This is a genomic window from Vibrio hippocampi (assembly GCF_921292975.1).
Lineage (GTDB): Bacteria > Pseudomonadota > Gammaproteobacteria > Enterobacterales > Vibrionaceae > Vibrio > Vibrio hippocampi.
The window spans coordinates 694,483-714,444 of the sequence record NZ_CAKLCM010000002.1 but is presented as its reverse complement, the minus strand read 5'-3'; the positions used below and the strand labels follow the sequence as shown (position 1 = coordinate 714,444).

Here is a 19,962-nt window from a genome sequence, read left to right as displayed (position 1 = left end):
ATTAAATCATTAACGCTAGTTTCTGAAACCAGACATCGATATGCTTAGTTTATCCAACCTTCAAACTGCAATTTAGACTGTAGCTTAGCGACCCCTTCTTGCTGCAACTGCCTGACGCGTTCTTTAGATAAGCCATACTTCTCACCCAGTGTATCGAGCGTCATCACACTTTCACCAAACAAACCAAAGCGATGAATCACAATGTCTCGGTATTTGTCGGGCAATGACATCACTACTTGCTCAAGATTTTTGTACAGTTTCTCATCATGGCATACCTCATAAGGCTCAGGTATTGCCTCAGAGCGACAAGTCTCTAGCGTATGATAAACTTTATCGGTAATGTCCACTGACGAACTGGACTCGATAAAACCACTCATATGAATTAACTCACTGACGTTACTCTGAGTCTTTTCAGTACGCTCTGCGATCTCTTTTACCGATGGCGCGCGCTTGAGGTCAGCACTGATTTCATTGGTCTTACGAGATAAACGATTGATCTCTTTAATGATATGTACAGGTAGTCTAACGGTACGACCGGTATTCATCAGTGAGGACTCGATGCTCTCTTTAATCCACCAAACTGCGTAGGTACTAAAGCGAAAGCCTTTCTCTGGGTCAAACTTTTCAATCGCTTTAATTAAACCTAAGTTACCCTCTTCGATAAGGTCCAAGATGGTATGGTTACTCAACCCTCGCTTGGTATAGCCTCGTGCAATCTTCACCACTAAACGCAGATTAGATTCGATCAACACATCCCGAGCGGCCTGATCCCCTTTTCTCGCTAACGACGCGTAGTGAAATTCCTGCTCTTGCGTAAGCAGATCAATGCCCACCACATCATTAATGTACTGAGAGTAAAAGTCTTTACTACTCTCTACCTTACTACTATCTACATAGGAGGTTTGTTTTTCGGTACTACTTGCTGTCCTTGTTTTCATTATTAGACTCCATATTGTCGATACCGAGTTAGCCAAATTGACGCGTGTTGTTACAATTTTGTAATACTTCCCTTACTTCTTGAAGAATAGACAGGATTAATCAATGTGACAAAGTTTAGTTAAAAAGAATGATCCATTTCTCATAAATTTAGACATAAAGTATTATTAATCTCAAAACTCAAGCTAGCCTTTCTTGTTAAGCAACTAAACACTCAGTCCATTACTGCATATTTGTTACTAAACACGCTGCAGTCGCTCTCCGCGACCCTGTTACCACGCATTTTATTTTTAATTTTGCCGCACCTGTACTAAGGTGTAACTGTATGAAGTTGGTACGATTGTGGCTGTTTGGTTGAGGTAAAAACACGCTATCATCAGCATTAATCTAAAGAAGGGATTTAGAATGATCGATTTCGATATACTACGTAGCTATATGGATAACGATGACGACATCATCGAGGCAGTTTTTATGGCATTTCTTGAAGAACATGACGACGGTGCAGAGAAAATTCAGCAACTTTATAACAACAAAGACTGGTCCGAATTGTTTATCACTGCTCACTCACTAAAAGGTATCCTCGCGAGTTTTGGAGAGGCACAAGCGGTTGAAAAGTTGGAAACAATCGAAGGAATTACCCGACAAAACGGCGAACCTAATGCCGACGATATTGATTATGTGGTCAAAGAAATCGCTACCATCAAGCAACAAATCAGCGATTATTTAGGTTCAATGGCGTAACAGCGGATGACCAGAGAGGAATTTTTATTCAGGTTTTATCATTCTCCTACATTAAGACCATCTAACGAAATAGACGTCATTCTTCAACAACAAGGCGTAACACCACGAGCCGCGAGTGTGTTAATTGGACTGGTCGTTCGTGATGGTGGCTTGAACGTCATATTGACTCAACGAGCCAAACACCTTAAGCATCATCCTGGTCAAATCAGTTTTCCAGGAGGTAAGGTAGAAGAGTTTGATCGCTCTCCCATTGACACCGCGTTACGAGAGACAGAGGAAGAAGTCGGTATTTCATCCACAGATATCAAGGTGATAGGTTCGTTACCGCCCATCGCGACTTTGTCACGGTTTAGTGTGACGCCTATCATCGCCTTTGTATCGCCCTCTTATACCGTAGCCATTGATGAAAACGAGGTGGAGTGTCTATTTGAGGTTCCACTCGCATTCCTCGCTAACCCCAGCAATATGTTTCGTGACACCTTAATTCGCAAGCATCAATCCATCCCCGTTTTTGCCATTCCTTATCAGCAGCACTTTATCTGGGGCGTGACAGCACAAATCATCGATCAACTGCAAAGTTATTTGGCTTAAGCCAAAAGAACCTAAGCCAAGAGAACTTGAAAAAAGAGCGATTGAACCAACAGGATTTAACTCACACTAAGGTTTAGCAACGGGTTGCTTATCAGACAGATCCAACAATCCGCTGCCAATTTAGGGACTGAATAGCGATGAGTGTTGCGTAACAAGCACTAGAGATACTAGTGCTTACGCGACACAACTCATACTTCACATTGTAAAGTCTCTCACCATCAAACAGTGAAAAACATCTTAGAGAAGAAACCAATGGTGATAAAACAACCTGCGACGGCTCCTAGCAAGGTGACCGGCATTCTTGCCTTTGGAAAGCGCTCCAACAGCATAAAGATCCCAAGATAAGTGGGATAAAGCCCCATGATATATCGCGGCATTGCATTGACGCCTGACGACAAAGGTAGCCAAAGGCTAATCAGCATAAATACGCCTTCCGCAAATTTCTTCTTCGTGAACAGGTAGATATTCAACGCTAAGCCAAGCAGAGACACTATCGCTAAATAGAGCTTTGCGCCACCGCGCTCAAAACCATATTGCAACCAATTCAAAGGATGGGTAAAGGTTCTCCCCCATGCGACTTGAATGTGTCCAAACGCCAACGCATCACCGACATGAAAATAGAGATAGGTCATTAAGAGGAAAAAGCCTAAAGGGATCAACCAAATAGCCGTTATGACGCGAACGGCTTCGGTACGCAAGCGGATAAAACTGGCGAGTCCGTAATACTGTACGCCAAAGATGAGTGCGGAAAACACCAACATCACTCCGAGGTTACGCGTCACCGCCGCTAACAGTCCCATCAGCGCCACTGCCCACCAATTGCCACGATAACAAGCGATAAAGAAGCCCGCCACCAACGCAATATACAGAGGCTCTGAATAACCGGACAGAGAATAAACGGTATAGGGTGAAAAACAGATCAACCAAATCGCACTATTTTGCAACCCATCGCTAAATTTTAGCTGCTTAAGTGCCATCAACAACACCACAACACTGGCTATAAAAGCCAAGTTGGAAACAATAATCAAGCCGAGACGAATGTCACCGACGGCATAGCTTATCAATTTACCCAAATAAGGAGTGACCGGCATAAATGCCCAGTTTGCAGCGTTGCCTCCTGACATATAGGAAGGCGCGACATCATAGCCAGTCTCTGCTAAACGATGAAACCACACACAGTCAAACCGGCAGATTTGCTGCCAAATAGGCAAGTCCGCGACCACTTCTGGATTAAAAAGATGAGCACCGAGTAGTCCAAACCCATAAAAAACACCACGACTCAGCAGTACGGCAGCGATCACCGTCCACCATTGAGAGGATGTCAACGACAAAGATGGCGCTTTATCAGGCGCTGATTGAGGATGATAAAACATCGGTTCACCCCTCATTCAAGACAAGAACGGCTGTGCGTTCTTGGTCGATGGGTGTGACGGATATCTGACGGACTTGCAGTTTTTGTTGCAACCCAAATTGAATATGATGAATAACGTTCTCATCGGCGCTATCTTCACCAGAACCCATTGCATCAGCATAAGAAGTAACGTTAGCATGAGAAGTGACGTTGATTTCTGTTTGCAACGTTTTATTGTCAAGCCATGTAAATTCTGCGGGTGATTGACCGTCGAATAACGCGACAACTGGAATAGGCTGTGTTTGTGCTTTCGCTAATGTTAGCTCGATTTTTACTTTATCCACTTTCGGTTGAGCAAAACTAAAAAATAGCCCCGCCTTATCTTCCAAGCCTCTTTGATTATCTTCTGCCACCTTGTCCCAGCCCTCTCGGCTGATAAACGGCGTTTTTTGTGTCACATCGATAATTTCTTGCGAACCAATCGCGAGTTGATGATTCTCTTTCGCCCAGTAGAGGGTATCGGTATTGATGTAATAAGTTTGGTAGGCTGGGCTAACTTTCGGTGTCGCCGCCAGATACAAAACCCAAAGGTAGTAACCAGACAGTAAAATAAGCAGGGTGAGAACAAGATTGGTAGGCAATCCAAAAACACGAGTATCGGATCGATTTGGTGATGACAAAGTAGTGGCTCCAAATGGATAGCATAAGCATGAAAGTTACATTTTGACACATTAAGCCGAATTGACGACAGAACTGTCAATGCTTGGTTAGAATTTTACGCACAATAATCCACCATTCTATCGGTTAATTAAGCGTTTTTCGATGCCAAGCGGCGATTATTAGTGGCAATAACCATAATAAAGGTTGAACCAAGAAATTTGACAGGTAATATGTCGGTTTGAAAAGAATTTCACCCTAAGATTTGGGTGGTTTATGCCAAGGTGAACATGATGTCATCGGTATAAACATCTTTAGTGATGAACCTCTAATGGAGAAGATTAATAACATGACTTACGCGCCTGTAACTGACGTACTTAGCGGTAAGCTTGCTGTGGACAGTGAAGTCACTGTACGCGGCTGGATCCGTTCACGTCGTGATTCCAAAGCTGGGATCTCTTTCCTTGCCATCTACGACGGCTCTTGTTTCGACCCGATTCAGGCCGTGGTCCCAAATAATCTAAATAATTACCAAGACGAAGTGCTCAAACTGACAACAGGTTGTTCTGTTGAAGTTACAGGTACCATCGTTGAGTCTCCAGCAAAAGGTCAAGACTTTGAACTGGCAGCGACTGGCGTAAAAGTTGTCGGTTGGGTAGAAGATGCGGATACTTATCCAATGGCAAAAACTCGCCATTCTATTGAGTATCTGCGTGAAGTGGCACACCTGCGTCCACGTACCAACGTGATTGGTGCGGTTGCGCGCGTTCGCAACTGTTTGTCTCAAGCGATTCACCGCTTCTACCACGAGCAAGGCTTCTTCTGGACGTCTGCGCCACTGATCACAGCATCAGACGCAGAAGGTGCTGGCGAGATGTTCCGTGTTTCGACACTCGACATGGAAAACCTACCTCGCACTGACAAGGGCGACGTAGATTACAACGAAGATTTCTTCGGTAAGGAAACGTTCCTAACGGTATCTGGTCAGCTTAACGCTGAAGCTTACGCTTGTGCGCTAAGCAAAGTTTACACGTTTGGTCCTACGTTCCGTGCTGAAAACTCAAACACCAGTCGCCACCTCGCGGAATTCTGGATGGTTGAGCCTGAAGTCGCATTTGCTGACCTAGACGATGTAGCAAAACTGGCTGAAGATATGCTTAAGTACGTATTCAAGGCAGTTCTCGCTGAGCGCCGCGACGATCTTGAGTTTTTTGCGCAACGTATCGACAAGCAAGCGATCACTCGTTTAGAGCAGTTTGTTGACGCTGACTTTGCACAAGTCGACTACACCGACGCCATCCAAATCCTGCTTGATTCTGGTCGAGAATTCGAATTCCCTGTGGAATGGGGTATCGATATGTCTTCTGAGCACGAGCGTTTCTTGGCTGAAGAACACTTCAAAGCACCCGTTATAGTTAAAAACTACCCGAAAGACATCAAAGCTTTCTACATGCGTCTCAACGACGATGGTAAAACAGTAGCGGCAATGGACGTTCTAGCACCGGGCATCGGTGAAATCATTGGTGGTGCACAACGTGAAGAGCGTCTAGACATTCTTGATCAGCGTATGGTCGCAATGAACATCGATCCTGAGCACATGAACTGGTATCGCGACCTACGCCGTTACGGCACCGTACCACATGCTGGTTTCGGTCTAGGTTTTGAGCGTTTAGTCTCTTACGTAACAGGAATGGGTAACGTGCGTGACGTCATTCCTTTCCCACGTACGCCACGTAGCGCAAACTTCTAATTAAGTTTGTCTTAGTTATTCTATTAAGGTCAGCGATTGCTGACCTTTTTTTTGCTTATTTTCCGGCGATAAAGTGTCGTATTAATTGTAGTATTGTTACTGCAATTCGAGTAACAGGTCGACGCACCGCAAACGTTTCCGTCCAAAACCACCTTTATTCTGTTTTAAATCAAAAATAATTGTCAATTTCTTCTCTAATCTGGTTGTCACCTTTGTTGTCGAAAGGTATAAATAACCTGCTGTGCTTGTAGCACATACTCGATTCCCCCTCTCAATTTACATGGATGACGAAAATGTTTGAAAAAGTTGTTGCCGCACCCGCCGATCCAATCCTTGGTTTAACGGAAGAGTTTAAAAAAGACGCTCGTGCAGAAAAAATCAACCTTGGTGTTGGTATTTACAAAAACGAACAAGGTGAAACCCCGGTTCTCGCTACCGTTAAACAAGCTGAAGCGGCACTACTTGAGACGGAAAAAACCAAATCTTATCTGACTATCGAAGGTACTCAAGAGTATGGTCTTGCAGTACAAAAACTGCTGTTCGGTGCCGACTCTGATGTTGTGACGGCTAAGCGCGGTAAAACGGCTCAAGCTCCAGGTGGTACTGGCGCACTTCGTGTTGCTGGTGAGTTCATTAAACGTCAACTAGGCGAAGCCAAAATTTGGATCAGTAACCCAACGTGGGCAAACCACAACGGTGTGTTTACTGCTGCCGGTATCGAAACGGCACAGTACCGTTACTACGATGCAGCAACCAAAGACAAAGACTTTGCTGGTATGGTGGCTGATCTTGAGCAAGCGGCGGCGGGCGATATCGTTCTGCTGCACGGCTGCTGTCATAACCCAACGGGTATTGATCCAACCGCTGATGAGTGGGAACAACTGGCTAAGCTTGTGGCAGAGAAAGGTCTGATTCCATTATTCGATTTTGCCTATCAAGGCTTTGCAAAAGGCGTTGAGGAAGATGCTCAAGGTCTACGCACATTCGCTAAATACAACAAAGAACTGCTTGTTGCGAGTTCATTCTCAAAGAACTTTGGTCTTTACAACGAGCGTGTCGGTGCATTTACATTAGTTGCCGAGTCTGAAGAAGTCGCAACAACGGCATTTTCACAAGTGAAAAGCATCATCCGTTCAATCTATTCAAATCCACCTGCACATGGTGCCGCAGTGGTGACCTATATTTTGAATAACGAAGAACTTCGCGCTCAATGGGAGCAAGAAGTGGCTGAAATGCGCGACCGCATCCAAGAAATGCGTGAACTGTTTGTCGCGACACTGAAAGCAGAAGGTGTCGACGCAGACTTTAGCTTTATCGAACGCCAAAACGGTATGTTCTCTTTCTCTGGTCTCAATAAAGATCAAGTTGAGCAGCTAAAACGTGATTTCGCGATTTATATTGTCGGTTCTGGTCGTATCAGTGTGGCGGGCATGACAAAAACCAACATGGCTCCTCTATGTAAAGGCATCGCAGCGGTACTTTAATTTTCTTTAAATATCAGCTAATAAGATTCAAAGGTCAGCAAATGCTGACCTTTTTTGGTTCTCGATATATACTCAAATGACTCCGGTTATCTACAAGGTCTACCATGGACGCAGAATTAGTCGAAATACAGAATTTCCTTGCCTCTTACACCCCTTTTGATGAACTTCCTGAAGAGAAGTTAGCCTCCGTTGCTGGGCAAATCGAAATCGCCTACTACCGTCAAGATACGCCCATTATCCATTTTGGTGATGATATCTCAGACCTCTACATGGTGCGCAGTGGCGTAGTTGAGATCTATCGCCGTAAGGGCGAGCTATACAACCGTATCGACACGGGTGGCCTGTTTGGTCAAATGGGACTGCTCACCAATAATAAGGTTCGATTCCCAGCCAAAGCGGTCGAAGACACCTTGGTTTACTGCATTCCTGCGGAAGTGTTTCAAGATCTCTACGACAACTTTGATTCATTCGCGGACTTTGTGGAAGTCGAGGATAACGTTCGCCTGCGACAAGCCGTGTCAAGCAACAGCAACACTAATGACTTAACCACGTCTAAAGTACGCACCCTGCTGACCCGTGATGCTCCGGCGATCGACAAAGGCAGCACAATCCAAAACGCAGCGAAACTGATGGCGGATGAGCAGGTCTCCGCGCTGTTAATTATCGACCCTGAAGTGGTCGAAGATGACGAAGACGATAGCTCGCCAGTTTCCGGTATCATTACCGACCGCGACCTCTGCACCCGAGTTTTAGCACAGAATCTCGATCCCCAAGATGATGTTGCTTCGGTCATGTCTACCGATGTGATCTCGCTCGACCATAACGCTTATGTCTATGAAGCGATGCTGGTCATGCTTCGTTATAACGTCCATCACTTGCCGGTTCTTAAGAATAAAAAGCCCATTGGTATTATTGAAACCACGGATATTGTTCGTTACGAATCGCAAAACTCGCTGCTACTGGTGAGCACTATCTTCCAACAGCAATCCGTTGAAGAGCTGAAAGCACTGTCCGAGAAAGTGCGTGATAGTTTTGTACGCTTAGTTAATGAAGACGCCAACGCCCACATGGTGGGAACCGCAATGTCGGTGATTGGTCGTAGTTTCAAGCAGCGTATCATTGAACTGGGTGAAGAAAAATTTGGCAAAGCCCCTATCCCGTTCTGTTTCCTTGCTCTTGGCTCTATGGGGCGCGATGAACAGCTTGTGGTGACCGATCAAGATAATGCCATCATTCTCGACGACAGCTATGACAAAAAGAAGCATGGTCAATACTTTGCCGACCTCTCAACATTTATCTGTGATGCTTTAGCCGATTGCGGATACACCTATTGTACTGGCGATATTATGGCGACCAATCCTGAGTGGCGTATGACACGTAAAGAGTGGGAAGCCTGTTTTGCTGATTGGATTGATGACCCCAATCCGAAAGCCCTATTGAACGCCTCTATTTTCTTCGATCTTGATGGTGTTTACGGCAAATTAAAATGGGCTGAGCAGCTAAATAGCTTTATTGTTCGTCGTGCCCGTCGTAACAATCGCTTCCTTGCCTGCTTGGCAAGAAACGCCCTTAACCGCAAGCCACCACTTGGTTTCTTTAAAGATTTTGTGATGGAGAAAGATGGTCGTCACAATAACTCGATCAACTTAAAACGTCGCGGCACCGCGCCACTGGTTGATCTTATTCGCGTCCACGCACTTGCGGTGGGTTCTCGCTCAACCAACTCGTTTGAACGCCTCGATGATATTCATGAAGCAGGGATATTGCCTAAGGGGCGCGCTCGCGACCTAAAAGACGCGTTGGAGTTTATCTCAATGGTGCGTATTTCCCACCAAGCTTGGGACGTGGAGCAAGGGATTGAGCCTGATAATAACGTCGAGCCGGAAAACCTGTCAGACTTTGAGCGCCGCAACCTCAAAGATGCTTTCCAGGTGTTAAGCAATGGTCAGAACTTCTTGAAATTCCGCTACCAAGCTAACAATAGCTTTAAGTAGGTCGCATGATAAAAAAACTTCTGACTCCACCCGTGGTTCAATGGCATAGCAAATTCGAGACCTTAATTGAACGCTCGAAAGATCCGCGACTGACGGCTTTTTATCAAGCGGGATTGCCCGCGGCAGACACCTCAATGCACGAAGTGCCTTTTGTGGCACTCGACTTTGAAACCACCGGTTTAAGTGCCGACAAGGATGGTATCCTGTCTATCGGTTTGGTGCCCTTTAGTCTCAGTCGTATCCATTTGCGTCAAGCGGCGCACTGGACGGTGAGACCGAAGGAAAAACTAGAGGAGGAGTCGGTCGTGATTCATGGTATCACTCATAATGATATCTTAGATGCGCCGACATTGGACGACATCCTTGCTGAAGTATTAACGGCGCTCTCGGGGAAAATCATCGTGGTACACTATCGACCGATTGAGCGTGGTTTTTTAAATGCAGCCCTAAAGCGTATGTTAGGTGAAGGGATCGATTTTCCTGTCGTTGACACCATGCAGATCGAGTCAAATTACCAAGCCAAGCGCGCATCAGGGCTATTGAACAAGCTAAAAGGTCACAGCGCGCAGCCTGTTCGACTCGGTCAAACGCGACGTCGCTACGGGCTTCCGGACTACCCTCCTCACCACGCTCTAACGGATGCCATTGCAACCGCAGAATTACTGCAAGCACAGATGGCCTACCACTTTGATGAGAGCGCAAAACTCTCTGATTTTTGGCTATAAATGATAGTGATCGCAATAAAGTCTCAATCATAAAAAATGCCACCCTATCAAGGGTGGCATTTATCAGTTATATCAAGCGACAGAGATTAATAACGCTCTGTCTTCATGCCCATAAGCAAGCTCACACACATGGTCAATAGAATAACGGTAAATGGCAGTGCCGAAGAAATTGCCCCCGCTTGTAACGCTTGAATCGCTTCTTGACCACCAATCCAGAGCAGAGCAACCGCAATCGCTCCTTCCATAAATGCCCAGAACACGCGCTGAATCACAGGTGCATCGACTTTACCGCCCGCGGTAATACTATCGATCACCAATGAACCCGAGTCTGATGAGGTGATAAAGAACACCAGCACTAAGACCACGGCAATAATCGACAACATCGTGCCCATTGGTAGTGCATCAAACATCTCAAACATGGCTAACGGTACATCACGTAGCCCGTTGGCACCCAGTGTACCGACCTGATTAATCACTTGGTCAATCGCCAGGCCACCAAACACGGACATCCAAATCAGCGTCACTGCTGTTGGAACAATCAATACAGCGGTAATGAATTCACGAACCGTACGACCTTTAGAGACTCGCGCGATAAACATCCCAACAAATGGGGACCATGAAATCCACCAAGCCCAATAGAATACAGTCCAGCCATGCATCCAAGCCACGTCTTCACGACCGTGTGGATTACTTAACGGCACGAGATTTTTTAGGTAAGCAAATAGCGTCTCAGGTATTGCCGCAAACGTCACTGTATAGCCAATCACAGCAACCAAAATCAGTAGTACGAAAGCAACAATCATGTTGATATTACTAATGACTTTTACACCGCCATCAATACCACGCAACACCGATACCACCGCGAGCAGTGTTACCGCAGTTATCACCACAACTTGCAGTGTCATATTCGCTTCAATACCGAATACGTGCTGAATACCACTGGCGGCTTGTTGAGCGCCTAAGCCAAGCGAGGTCGCTAAGCCAAATAGGGTGGCAAGTACAGCCAGAATATCAACAATATGACCCGCCCAACCCCAAGCTCTGTCACCTAGAATAGGATAAAAAACCGAGCGCATTGAGAGCGGTAGACCCTTGTTATAGGTAAAGAAAGCAAGCGAAAGCGCCACGACACCATAAATAGCCCAAGGGTGCAGTCCCCAGTGGAACATCACCGCCCCCATCGCCATTTGCTTCGCTTCTTCTGTATTGGGCACTGCGCCGAGTGGGGTTTCATACCAACCGGTAAAATAGGCAACCGGTTCAGCCACACTCCAGAACATCAAGCCGATACCCATGCCCGCGGCAAACAGCATTGCCAACCAAGACATAAAAGAGTAATCCGCAACCGCTTCTGTGCCACCCAAACGGATCTTACCAAACGGGGAGACGACCAGCGCCAAACAGAACACCACAAAGATATTTCCTGACCACATAAACAGCCAATCAAAGTTATCAATGATCTTCCATTTCATCCCATCCAAGGCAGCTTTAGCTGTATCCGCATCAACGATCACGGTTAGCACTAGCAGTAGTGCGATAAAGCCGGCACTAACCCCGAATACAGGGTTATGAACATCAAACCCCCATTTTTGGACATTGTCTTGTCCAATCGTATAGTCCGTACTGTCTATACTGTATTTATCGACACCTTTTGTCATCACGCCTCACCTTGAGTGATTTCATTTCAACTCTAACTATTTTAATGCACATACATGACACAAATACTCTAGTTAGGTTTTTAATCCACTGTTGTTAACAGCGGCGCACCTTAGCAAATTATAGGTATAATTTCACTTAAAGTTTCGAAAGTTAAGAGACTTTGCCCAATCCTAAGCCAGCAGCATACTTTGTACTCTAACTGTTTCCAGCCGTTATTTGGTCAATCCATGCTCAAACGCATATTTAGCTAACTCTGCGGTTGAGTGTAAATCAAGCTTATGTTTAATGTTCTGACGATGGGTTTCGACGGTGCGATAAGAGATATTTAACAACTGAGCGATTTTCTTGCTGCTACCGCCCTGTGCGACCAATCTCAGCACAGATTCTTCACGACGACTTAAAGGGTTAGCCGTCGGCTGACTTGCTTCAATTTGTTGAGAAAACAGCGTCTGAGTGGTGGATTCACAGAAATAGGTCGAGCCCTGATGTACCGTTTTAATTGCTTGTACCATCTTTTCTGCGCTAATTTCTTTGAGCATATAACCCACTGCACCCGATTGCATCACCTTCATTATATATTCACGATTATCATGCATGGTTAACATCAACACTCGCGCTTCCGCATACTCTTTAGCCAACACTTCCGTCGCTTCAATGCCATTCATAATCGGCATACTGACATCCATCAACACCACATCCGGCTGATGGACTTTCACCATTTCAATCGCCTCAACCCCATTGCTTGCGGTGGCAACCACTTTGATATCAGGTTCTCTTTCTAGGCGAGCAATAAACCCCTCCAACACCACACGGTGATCATCAGCAATGACTATTTTTATCCCCTTATGCAATGCGCTTTCTGTTAGGTATGTCATTCATTCTCTCCGTCCATGTACAGTAAGACCGTCACCTCTGTCCCTGCGCCATACTCACTGTGCAAATCAAACTCGCCTCCGATAAACTCAACCCGCTCACGCATGTTGCGTAAACCGATACCTTGAAAGCCAATACCTTGATGATTTAATCCTGCTCTCGCATCAAAACCGATACCGTTGTCACGAACGATTAACTGCAGCCTTTGATTAAAACGTTGCAGATACACGCTCACCTGAGTCGCTTGCGCATGTTTTTCTATATTATTCAGTGATTCCTGAACCACCCTATAAAGCGTAGTCGCCACTTCTGATTTCAGCTTAACTTTGGGCAAATCGACCACCAATTCTGTGTCAGCAATCGAATACTGACCAAAATCCTCCAATAGGGTTTTGATCGCCGCATCTAAACCAATATCATCCAGCGCGCTGGGACGAAGACGATGAGAAATACGTCGAACCTCCAAAATGGCTTCGGATAAAGAATCTTGAGCCTGATCCAAATGACCCACAGAGTTCGCATCGAGTTGGGTGCTAGTAACCAACTCTAAATGACACTTACCTGACGCCAGCAGCTGATTGACCCCATCATGCAGCTCCTGTGCGATGTGTTTTTTTTCCGCCTCTTGAAACATCACTGTTTTATGGGACAACTCTTTCAAATGGCGATCGGCTAACTTGTGCTCGTGCCAATTTACCGCCAGCGTCAACACCACAATCACGGCCACGGTGACACAGAAAATGGTCGCAATCGAAAACATGGTGGTTTCGATATTGGCATCAATTTGCTCCGTTAATTGGGTGACCTCTAACGCAATATCCTCAATATAAAGCCCCGTCCCTATCATCCATTGCCAATCGTCCAACCATGCGGCATAACTCAACTTTGTGACCACCTCCCCTGTTGACGGTTTTTGCCACTGATACTGATGAAAACCGCCCCCTGACTGCGCTTGAAACAGCAACGCCTCTATCACATAGTCTCCATTCTCATCTTGCAACTTGATCAACTCCTGCCCCACCAAGTTGGGTAAGATGGGATGAACCAAGTTACGACCAGTTTTGTCATAGACAAAAAAGTAACCATCGGTGCCATAACGCAGTTGATTGACGATCGCTTTGACCCGCTGCTGCGCCGTGACCATATCTAAACTTTCATCTTGATAGACATGCCAAATCGCGCTAACAGCCTGCTGGACACTGTCTTTTAACGCCGACTCTTTCGAGCGCGCCAAGCTGTCATTAAATAATTGGATCTCACTGGCACCAAGGCTCTTTGCTTGGTGAAACACAATCCATCCCACGCTGGAAGTCAAGATGACCAGAGGCAGCAAGGTAAGCAGTATCAACTTAACTTTCAACGACATACTGTTCATTTATTTCATCACACCGGTCTAAAAAGCGTCGCCCAATAGCGCTCGTCCATTAACATTCGTTCAATGCCATTCGTTCAATCACACTCGCCAAAAACAATGATGACTAGGTTTAATTTAAACCTAGTCATCATTAGTTAAAAATTGAATTATCAATGAGTTGACCTGTAGACAGGATCACATCCCATAGAAGTTAGGGAAGAAAAGTATTGATGCTAACACCACAATTTGAATCGCAATAAAAGGGATGACACCACGATAGATATCTCGTGTGGTTACGCCATCCGGCGCAACGCCTTTCAGGTAAAACAGACTGAAACCAAAAGGAGGGGTCAAAAACGACGTCTGCAGGTTCATCGCAACCAGAATCGCAAACCACGTCATATTAATGCCAAGTAGTTCGGCGACAGGAGCAATCATTGGCACGATGATAAAGCAAATTTCAACGAAATCGATAAAGAAGCCCAGTAGCAAAATGACCAACATGGTGATCACCAAGAAGCCCCACTTTTCGCCGGGAATCGCCAACATCCATTCTTCAACCAACATATCGCCACCGGTATAGGTAAATGCCATCGAGAAAGCCGTCGCCCCCAAGAGAATGGCAAAAACCATCGCCGTCACTTTCACCGTCTCTTTTGCGGCGTCGTATAACATACCCCAACTAAATTGACGATAGAACAGCGCTAATACGATGGCACCCGCACCACCGAGTGCTGCTGATTCTGTCGGTGTCGCGATGCCGGCAAAGATAGATCCGAGTACGACGATGATAAGCGTAAGTGGTGGCAATACCGCTTTTAACGCCTTGAATACTTCTTGCTGACGCGAAATGGATTCATCAGGGGCAATCACGCTTGCACTCTCAGGGTTGAGTTTGGCGTAGATTAAGATGTAAACCACGTAAGCCCCAACCAGCACTAATCCGGGATAAAGCGCCGCTTGGAATAAATCTCCGACCGGGATCCCCAGAACATCACCCAGCAAGATAAGTACGATGGATGGCGGAATGATCTGCCCAAGCGTTCCTGACGCACAGATGGTGCCGCACGCCAGTCCTTTATCATAATTATATTTCAGCATCACCGGTAAGGAGATCAGTCCCATCGCCACAACCGACGCTCCGACAACACCCGTTGATGCTGCCAGTAATGCGCCAACTAAAACCGTTGAAATGGCGATGCCCCCTCTAACGCCGCCAAACAAACGTCCCATTGACTCTAGCAGCTGCTCTGCCAGTTTGGTTTTTTGCAATACCAAACCCATAAACACGAACAGAGGCACCGCCATCAGCACCGTATTCTCCATGATAGATTGAATGCGATAAGGCATAAAAGCGAACATATCGAACCCTTCCGCCCACACACCAAAAATCAGTGCGATGCCTCCAAATGTAAAGGCAACCGGAAACCCTAATAGCAGCGCTAGAAGGGCAACAAAAAACATGACAATACCAATCATCTTGCATTCCTATTATTGTGTTTTTGAATCCTTTGCGTACAGCAAGTGAGGGTGAAGGAGTTTATTGAGTGAGTGGATTAACAAACCGAATCCGCTCAACGCCATCATCAGAAAAGAAACGGGAATAAGTGCCTTTACGACCCAGCGGTAAGGCAAACCGCCGGGGTCACCTGAGCCTTCTCCCAGTTGATAGCTCTCATAGGCAAAGTCATAGCCATACCAAGCCACCAACAAGCAAAAAGGCAGCAGCAGACAAACACAGCCAATCAAATCGATGACCGCCTGAGCCTTAAAAGACAGACGCTCATAAAAAATATCCACTCGTACATGACCACCAGTACGAATGGCAAACGGGATACCCAATAGAAACACGGCCGAAAACAGATGCCATTCCATCTCCTGAAAAGCGATGGAGACATCATTGAATGCATAACGCATCACAACGTCATAGACCACATTGGTGAGCAGCAGCAGAAACAGCACACTCGCTAACCAACCCAACCCATCACTCACCCTATTGATTCCTCGCTCTATACAAATTAGCTTGCTCATGGCTCCATCCAAGTCATTGCTTTATCGAGTCTTAAACTCATGTATGCCAACACTTCTCGGCATAAAAAAGCCATGACAACGGATGCTGTCATGGCTTAATGGCAGTTTAATCAAAGTTATTGAGGTACGCTTTGGTGGCAATATCGGTCCAAGAACGAACCTGCTCAAGATACGCTGCCTGCGATGCTTGGATCTGTTTCGCCATTTCATCTTTTTCAGCATGTTCTTTAAGTAGCTTGTCGTTCGCTTCTCGCAGTGCTGTGATTACTTCAGGCGGGAAATCCTTGATCTTCACATCGGGATATTCGGTGCGTATTTGCGCCCAGTTCTTACCACTTTCATGCGTGGACTGAATATACATGTCATACGCGGCCGCTTTCATCGCCACGGTTAGAATCGCTTTGAGATCATCCGGTAATTTTGACCAAGTACGCTTATTGACTAAGAACTGCAACTCCGTCGCAGGCTCGTGCCAACCGGTGTAATAGTACGGCGCAATCTTGTGGAATCCCATGCGCAAGTCTAATGACGGTCCCACCCACTCCAACGCATCAATGGTTCGGCGTTCAAGGGCAGTATAGAGTTCGCCAGGGGCAATGTTGGTGGGCTTAGCCCCAACTTCCGCTAACACCTCACCCGCAAAGCCCGGAATACGCATCTTTAACCCTTTGAGATCGTCGATGGTTTTGATCTCTTTTTGAAACCAGCCACCCATTTGTACATCGGTGTTACCACCTGGGAATGACAACATATTATGGGGCTCATACACCTGCTCCATCAGTTTCATACCGTCATCGTAATAAAACCAAGCGTACTGTTCAGGAGGCGTCATACCAAAAGGCATTGAAGTAAAATAGAGGGTATTTGGCACCTTGCCTTTCCAGTAATAAGATGCAGAGTGCCCCATGTCATATTGACCTGACTTCACCATATCAAATACACCGAATGGGGCTTTGTGTTTATTGGAGGAGTCAATACGGATCTGTAGACGCCCATTAGACATCTCTTCCGCCATCTTCGCCATGTTGCGTGGCGCATCGCCAAAGATGGGAAAGTTTGGTCCCCATGTCTCCGCCATCGTTAATCGGTAGACTTTATCAGCAGCAGAAGCAGACATCGCCATAAAGGCAGCACAAGCTGTGGTTAATAACGCCGTTCCCTTTAAAGTGCGACGCACACACTGTGTTATTAAGCTCATTTTTATTTCCTTGCGTGGTTTCCTTTTAAAGCATCAACAAGACACTTTAGGTATTAGAATCACTGCAACTATGGCGCTTAAATAACAAGGATTGTATGAGTATGAGTACGCAACTCATACTCGGTGCGAGACGGCCATTCGACCAAGGTATTAAGTAGTTATTCGTAGGAGATTGGTAACGGGTGAAGTTTTATTGATAGAAATGAATCTGTTATCGAGAAGAAAGAATCGCTGAATGGGTAGTAAATACTTAGGTAGTTATCATCAAATGAGCGCAACATTTTCCTTACCTTTATGGCGTAACATCAAGGATATCGCACCGGAAACCAAGAAAATAAACCCACATAGCAAAAGCTTCGACCGATCAAAAACGCCCCGTAAGCACGATTGACTTATGGGGCGCTTTGGCGCTGGTAGGTTGAGTTCGCACAATAAAGTCAGCGCAACATTCAACCCAAGCGTATGCTGATTATTGGGCTTTGTAGATGACTTTATTGCCAGCTAACTGCTCTTTTGCAACCAAGCCTTCTTCTAGCAACTTCTTCAGAGCGCCTGTTGCCCAAGATGCTGCTTTAGCATCGTCTTGACCCGCTTCAAGACCAATGCCTTTCGGGTTAATACCGTCATTGTGTTTAACAACGATATCAAGAACTTGTTGCTGCTTAGGAGTTAAAGCCACGTCAACTTTTTTTGTCGTAGAAACTGATTCAACAACCGCTGCTTTTGCTGCAACAGGTTTTGCTGTTTGAGTTGCAGCCGCTGTGTTAGCAACTACCGCTTTAATACGCTTTTGCAATTTAGCTTGCACTTTGCGTTTATGAGCAAGTCTCATTGAGTTCTCTCTCCGTTTCACTGTCTTGAGACAGTGGTCTAAAATTATCAGCGCGTCTTATACCAAAATTTTGCCTTCTTTTGTAGCGAAATAGAGAAAATGCCCCCGAAAAGCCCGACATTCACCTATAACTGATGGAAAATTGAACAATCTGTGATGCACTACGTAATAGCCTCAAGACTTAGCAAGATAGACCGAAATGGATAATATGGAAACGCGACATTTTAGTAATCACAACTATTCGATTCGCTCGCCTGTCGTCGTAAAAATCATCAGCGCTGCGTTCTGTTTTACCGTCATCAGCTTGTTTTTTGTTGGCAACCTAGCCCAAGGCGCCGTGCTGGTGTTAAGTGTGATCACCCTGGGTTGCGTCGCCTACTATCTACTGATGAAAAGTCGCGTTTCCTTCACCTTTACCGCGACTCATATACAACAACATCTTGCCAAAGGCGGGTGGGTTCTCAAGTGGGAAAACATCGAAAAAATCGGCTTATGCCACTATCAAAAGGAGGGTTGGCAAAAGCCCTTACCTTGGATTGGCATCAAAATCCGTGACTATGAGCCATATTTAGACAGCATCTGCCCACGTATTGCCACTGACATTTTATTGGATCAACGCGCCTTACTCTATGTCGGCTTTCAGCAGCAAGCACCCAGTCAGCCCTTTGAGGATATTGTGCTCGATTCAACCCCTTACCAGAGCCCGCATCATCTTTACCGAGGTTTAGTTGCCATGCTCGCAAATCGCATGCGCCATCAGCGAAGTTTCTTTGACTATGATATTTATATCGCCGAGACGGATCTTGCTGGTAACGCAGAGGACTTTGTGGGATTAGCACGTCGTTACCTCGCCGCCGCTGAGCGCACTCAACCTTAATCTGGCAAGTAGCCTTGATTTTGCACGTAGCCTTAATCTCACAAGTAACCTCAATCGCATCCGTCACTTCGATTTCACCAAATGCCAAAACGTACTCGCTAGCGGGCAGAAACTGGCGGACTAAAATAAGGTCTGTGACGCTGACACAAAAATGCCCCTAATTACAGGGGCATTGATTGAGTAGTAATACGATACCAAGACCATTGAGACTTAATAAAGTGGCATCTCATCCGCGACAAACGGGTTAGTGCGGCGCTCATAGCCAAACGTGGACTCTGGACCATGACCCGGAATAAAGGTCACTTCGTTCCCGAGTGGCCACAGCTTGGTTTTGATTGAGTTGATGAGCGTTGGGTGATCGCCTTTCGGGAAATCGGTACGACCAATGCCACCATTAAACAATACATCGCCCACAAACGCGCGTTGGCTATCTTGGTTAAACAGCACAATATGACCCGGGGTATGACCGGGAGTATGCAGCACCGAAAGAGATTGATGACCAAACTCAATCACGTCGCCTTCATCTAACCAAGTATCCGGTTCAAACGCCTCAGTCAAAGGAAAACCAAACATTTGGCTCTGCCCTTCCAAACCCTGCAACCAGAAATTATCGGCTTTATGAGGACCAATGACCGGAACATTAAGCGCACGAGCTAAAGGCTGTGTACCACCGACATGGTCTAAGTGGCCATGAGTCAGTACCAGTTTTTCAACTTGAACACCCAACTCTTTAATAATGACCTCTAATTGAGGCACATCACCACCTGGATCGATCACAACCCCTTTCATCGTTTCATCACACCAGACAATCGAGCAGTTCTGTGCGAATGAAGTAACGGGGACGGTTTGGTATTTAAGGCTCATGACTCATCCTGTAAACATAATATTGATAGGCTGAGATGATTATAC

At 45.9% G+C, this 19,962-nt stretch carries 18 protein-coding genes; 7 read left to right on the top strand and 11 right to left on the bottom strand.

Annotated elements, in window-relative coordinates; translation table 11 throughout:
• Window positions 1–44 precede the first annotated feature (44 nt).
• Window positions 45–938: a sigma-70 family RNA polymerase sigma factor gene (locus L9Q39_RS05695; protein ID WP_237484140.1), complete on the bottom strand. Its 894-nt coding sequence runs from the start codon at window positions 936–938 to the stop codon at window positions 45–47.
• Between the two features lie 403 nt (window positions 939–1,341).
• On the opposite strand from L9Q39_RS05695, the gene L9Q39_RS05690 reads away from it, so the two are divergent.
• Both L9Q39_RS05690 and L9Q39_RS05685 read left to right on the top strand, forming a co-directional pair.
• The gene (locus tag L9Q39_RS05690) at window positions 1,342–1,677 is read left to right on the top strand and encodes an Hpt domain-containing protein (protein ID WP_237484139.1); all 336 of its coding nucleotides are present in this window, start codon (window positions 1,342–1,344) and stop codon (window positions 1,675–1,677) included.
• Window positions 1,678–1,683: 6 nt separating this feature from the next.
• Window positions 1,684–2,268 carry a CoA pyrophosphatase gene (locus L9Q39_RS05685; RefSeq protein ID WP_290369125.1) on the top strand — a complete coding sequence of 195 codons (585 nt, stop codon included), beginning with the start codon at window positions 1,684–1,686 and terminating at the stop codon, window positions 2,266–2,268.
• 218 nt (window positions 2,269–2,486) lie between these two features.
• Here the strand turns inward: L9Q39_RS05685 and L9Q39_RS05680 are convergent, their stop codons facing one another.
• Together L9Q39_RS05680 and L9Q39_RS05675 are read right to left on the bottom strand one after the other, a co-directional pair.
• A complete protein-coding gene (locus L9Q39_RS05680) occupies window positions 2,487–3,641 on the bottom strand; it encodes a mannosyltransferase family protein (RefSeq protein ID WP_237484137.1) in 1,155 nt (384 codons plus the stop codon).
• A 4-nt stretch (window positions 3,642–3,645) separates the two neighbouring features.
• On the bottom strand, window positions 3,646–4,299 hold the full coding sequence (locus L9Q39_RS05675) for a hypothetical protein (protein ID WP_237484136.1): 654 nt from the start codon (window positions 4,297–4,299) through the stop codon (window positions 3,646–3,648).
• Window positions 4,300–4,625: 326 nt separating this feature from the next.
• Between L9Q39_RS05675 and asnS the strand changes: the two genes are divergently transcribed.
• The 4 genes from asnS to L9Q39_RS05655 all read left to right on the top strand — a co-directional run bounded on the left by asnS (window position 4,626) and on the right by L9Q39_RS05655 (window position 10,229).
• Window positions 4,626–6,026 (top strand): asparagine--tRNA ligase, encoded by a 1,401-nt coding sequence (asnS, locus tag L9Q39_RS05670; RefSeq protein WP_237485512.1) that lies wholly within the window; start codon window positions 4,626–4,628, stop codon window positions 6,024–6,026.
• A 293-nt stretch (window positions 6,027–6,319) separates the two neighbouring features.
• Complete coding sequence (locus tag L9Q39_RS05665) at window positions 6,320–7,510, top strand: amino acid aminotransferase (RefSeq protein ID WP_237484135.1); 1,191 nt, start codon at window positions 6,320–6,322, stop codon at window positions 7,508–7,510.
• Window positions 7,511–7,614: 104 nt separating this feature from the next.
• Window positions 7,615–9,504: a putative nucleotidyltransferase substrate binding domain-containing protein gene (locus L9Q39_RS05660; protein WP_237484134.1), complete on the top strand. Its 1,890-nt coding sequence runs from the start codon at window positions 7,615–7,617 to the stop codon at window positions 9,502–9,504.
• Window positions 9,505–9,512: 8 nt separating this feature from the next.
• Window positions 9,513–10,229, top strand: a complete 717-nt coding sequence (locus L9Q39_RS05655) for a 3'-5' exonuclease (protein WP_435532829.1) — start codon at window positions 9,513–9,515, stop codon at window positions 10,227–10,229.
• Window positions 10,230–10,315: 86 nt separating this feature from the next.
• On the opposite strand, the gene L9Q39_RS05650 is transcribed toward L9Q39_RS05655, so the two are convergent.
• The 7 genes from L9Q39_RS05650 to L9Q39_RS05620 form a co-directional block, all read right to left on the bottom strand.
• Window positions 10,316–11,887: a BCCT family transporter gene (locus L9Q39_RS05650; protein ID WP_237484132.1), complete on the bottom strand. Its 1,572-nt coding sequence runs from the start codon at window positions 11,885–11,887 to the stop codon at window positions 10,316–10,318.
• Between the two features lie 213 nt (window positions 11,888–12,100).
• Window positions 12,101–12,763, bottom strand: a complete 663-nt coding sequence (locus L9Q39_RS05645; protein WP_435532808.1) for a response regulator transcription factor — start codon at window positions 12,761–12,763, stop codon at window positions 12,101–12,103.
• Window positions 12,760–14,127 carry a cache domain-containing protein gene (locus L9Q39_RS05640; protein ID WP_237484131.1) on the bottom strand — a complete coding sequence of 456 codons (1,368 nt, stop codon included), beginning with the start codon at window positions 14,125–14,127 and terminating at the stop codon, window positions 12,760–12,762. The genes L9Q39_RS05645 and L9Q39_RS05640 overlap by 4 nt, the downstream gene beginning before the upstream one ends.
• 183 nt (window positions 14,128–14,310) lie before the next feature.
• Window positions 14,311–15,594, bottom strand: a complete 1,284-nt coding sequence (locus L9Q39_RS05635) for a TRAP transporter large permease (protein WP_237484130.1) — start codon at window positions 15,592–15,594, stop codon at window positions 14,311–14,313.
• A gap of 12 nt (window positions 15,595–15,606) precedes the next feature.
• Window positions 15,607–16,146: a TRAP transporter small permease subunit gene (locus tag L9Q39_RS05630; RefSeq protein WP_237484129.1), complete on the bottom strand. Its 540-nt coding sequence runs from the start codon at window positions 16,144–16,146 to the stop codon at window positions 15,607–15,609.
• A 106-nt stretch (window positions 16,147–16,252) separates the two neighbouring features.
• Window positions 16,253–17,344, bottom strand: a complete 1,092-nt coding sequence (locus tag L9Q39_RS05625) for a TRAP transporter substrate-binding protein (protein ID WP_237484128.1) — start codon at window positions 17,342–17,344, stop codon at window positions 16,253–16,255.
• 469 nt (window positions 17,345–17,813) lie between these two features.
• The gene (locus L9Q39_RS05620; protein ID WP_237484127.1) at window positions 17,814–18,176 is read right to left on the bottom strand and encodes a MarR family transcriptional regulator; all 363 of its coding nucleotides are present in this window, start codon (window positions 18,174–18,176) and stop codon (window positions 17,814–17,816) included.
• 208 nt (window positions 18,177–18,384) lie between these two features.
• Between L9Q39_RS05620 and L9Q39_RS05615 the strand changes: the two genes are divergently transcribed.
• Window positions 18,385–19,053, top strand: coding sequence for a DUF2982 domain-containing protein (locus tag L9Q39_RS05615; protein ID WP_237485510.1), 669 nt, complete (start codon window positions 18,385–18,387; stop codon window positions 19,051–19,053).
• Between the two features lie 210 nt (window positions 19,054–19,263).
• On the opposite strand, the gene L9Q39_RS05610 is transcribed toward L9Q39_RS05615, so the two are convergent.
• A complete protein-coding gene (locus L9Q39_RS05610; protein ID WP_237484126.1) occupies window positions 19,264–19,917 on the bottom strand; it encodes an MBL fold metallo-hydrolase in 654 nt (217 codons plus the stop codon).
• Between the last annotated feature and the right edge of the window lie 45 nt (window positions 19,918–19,962).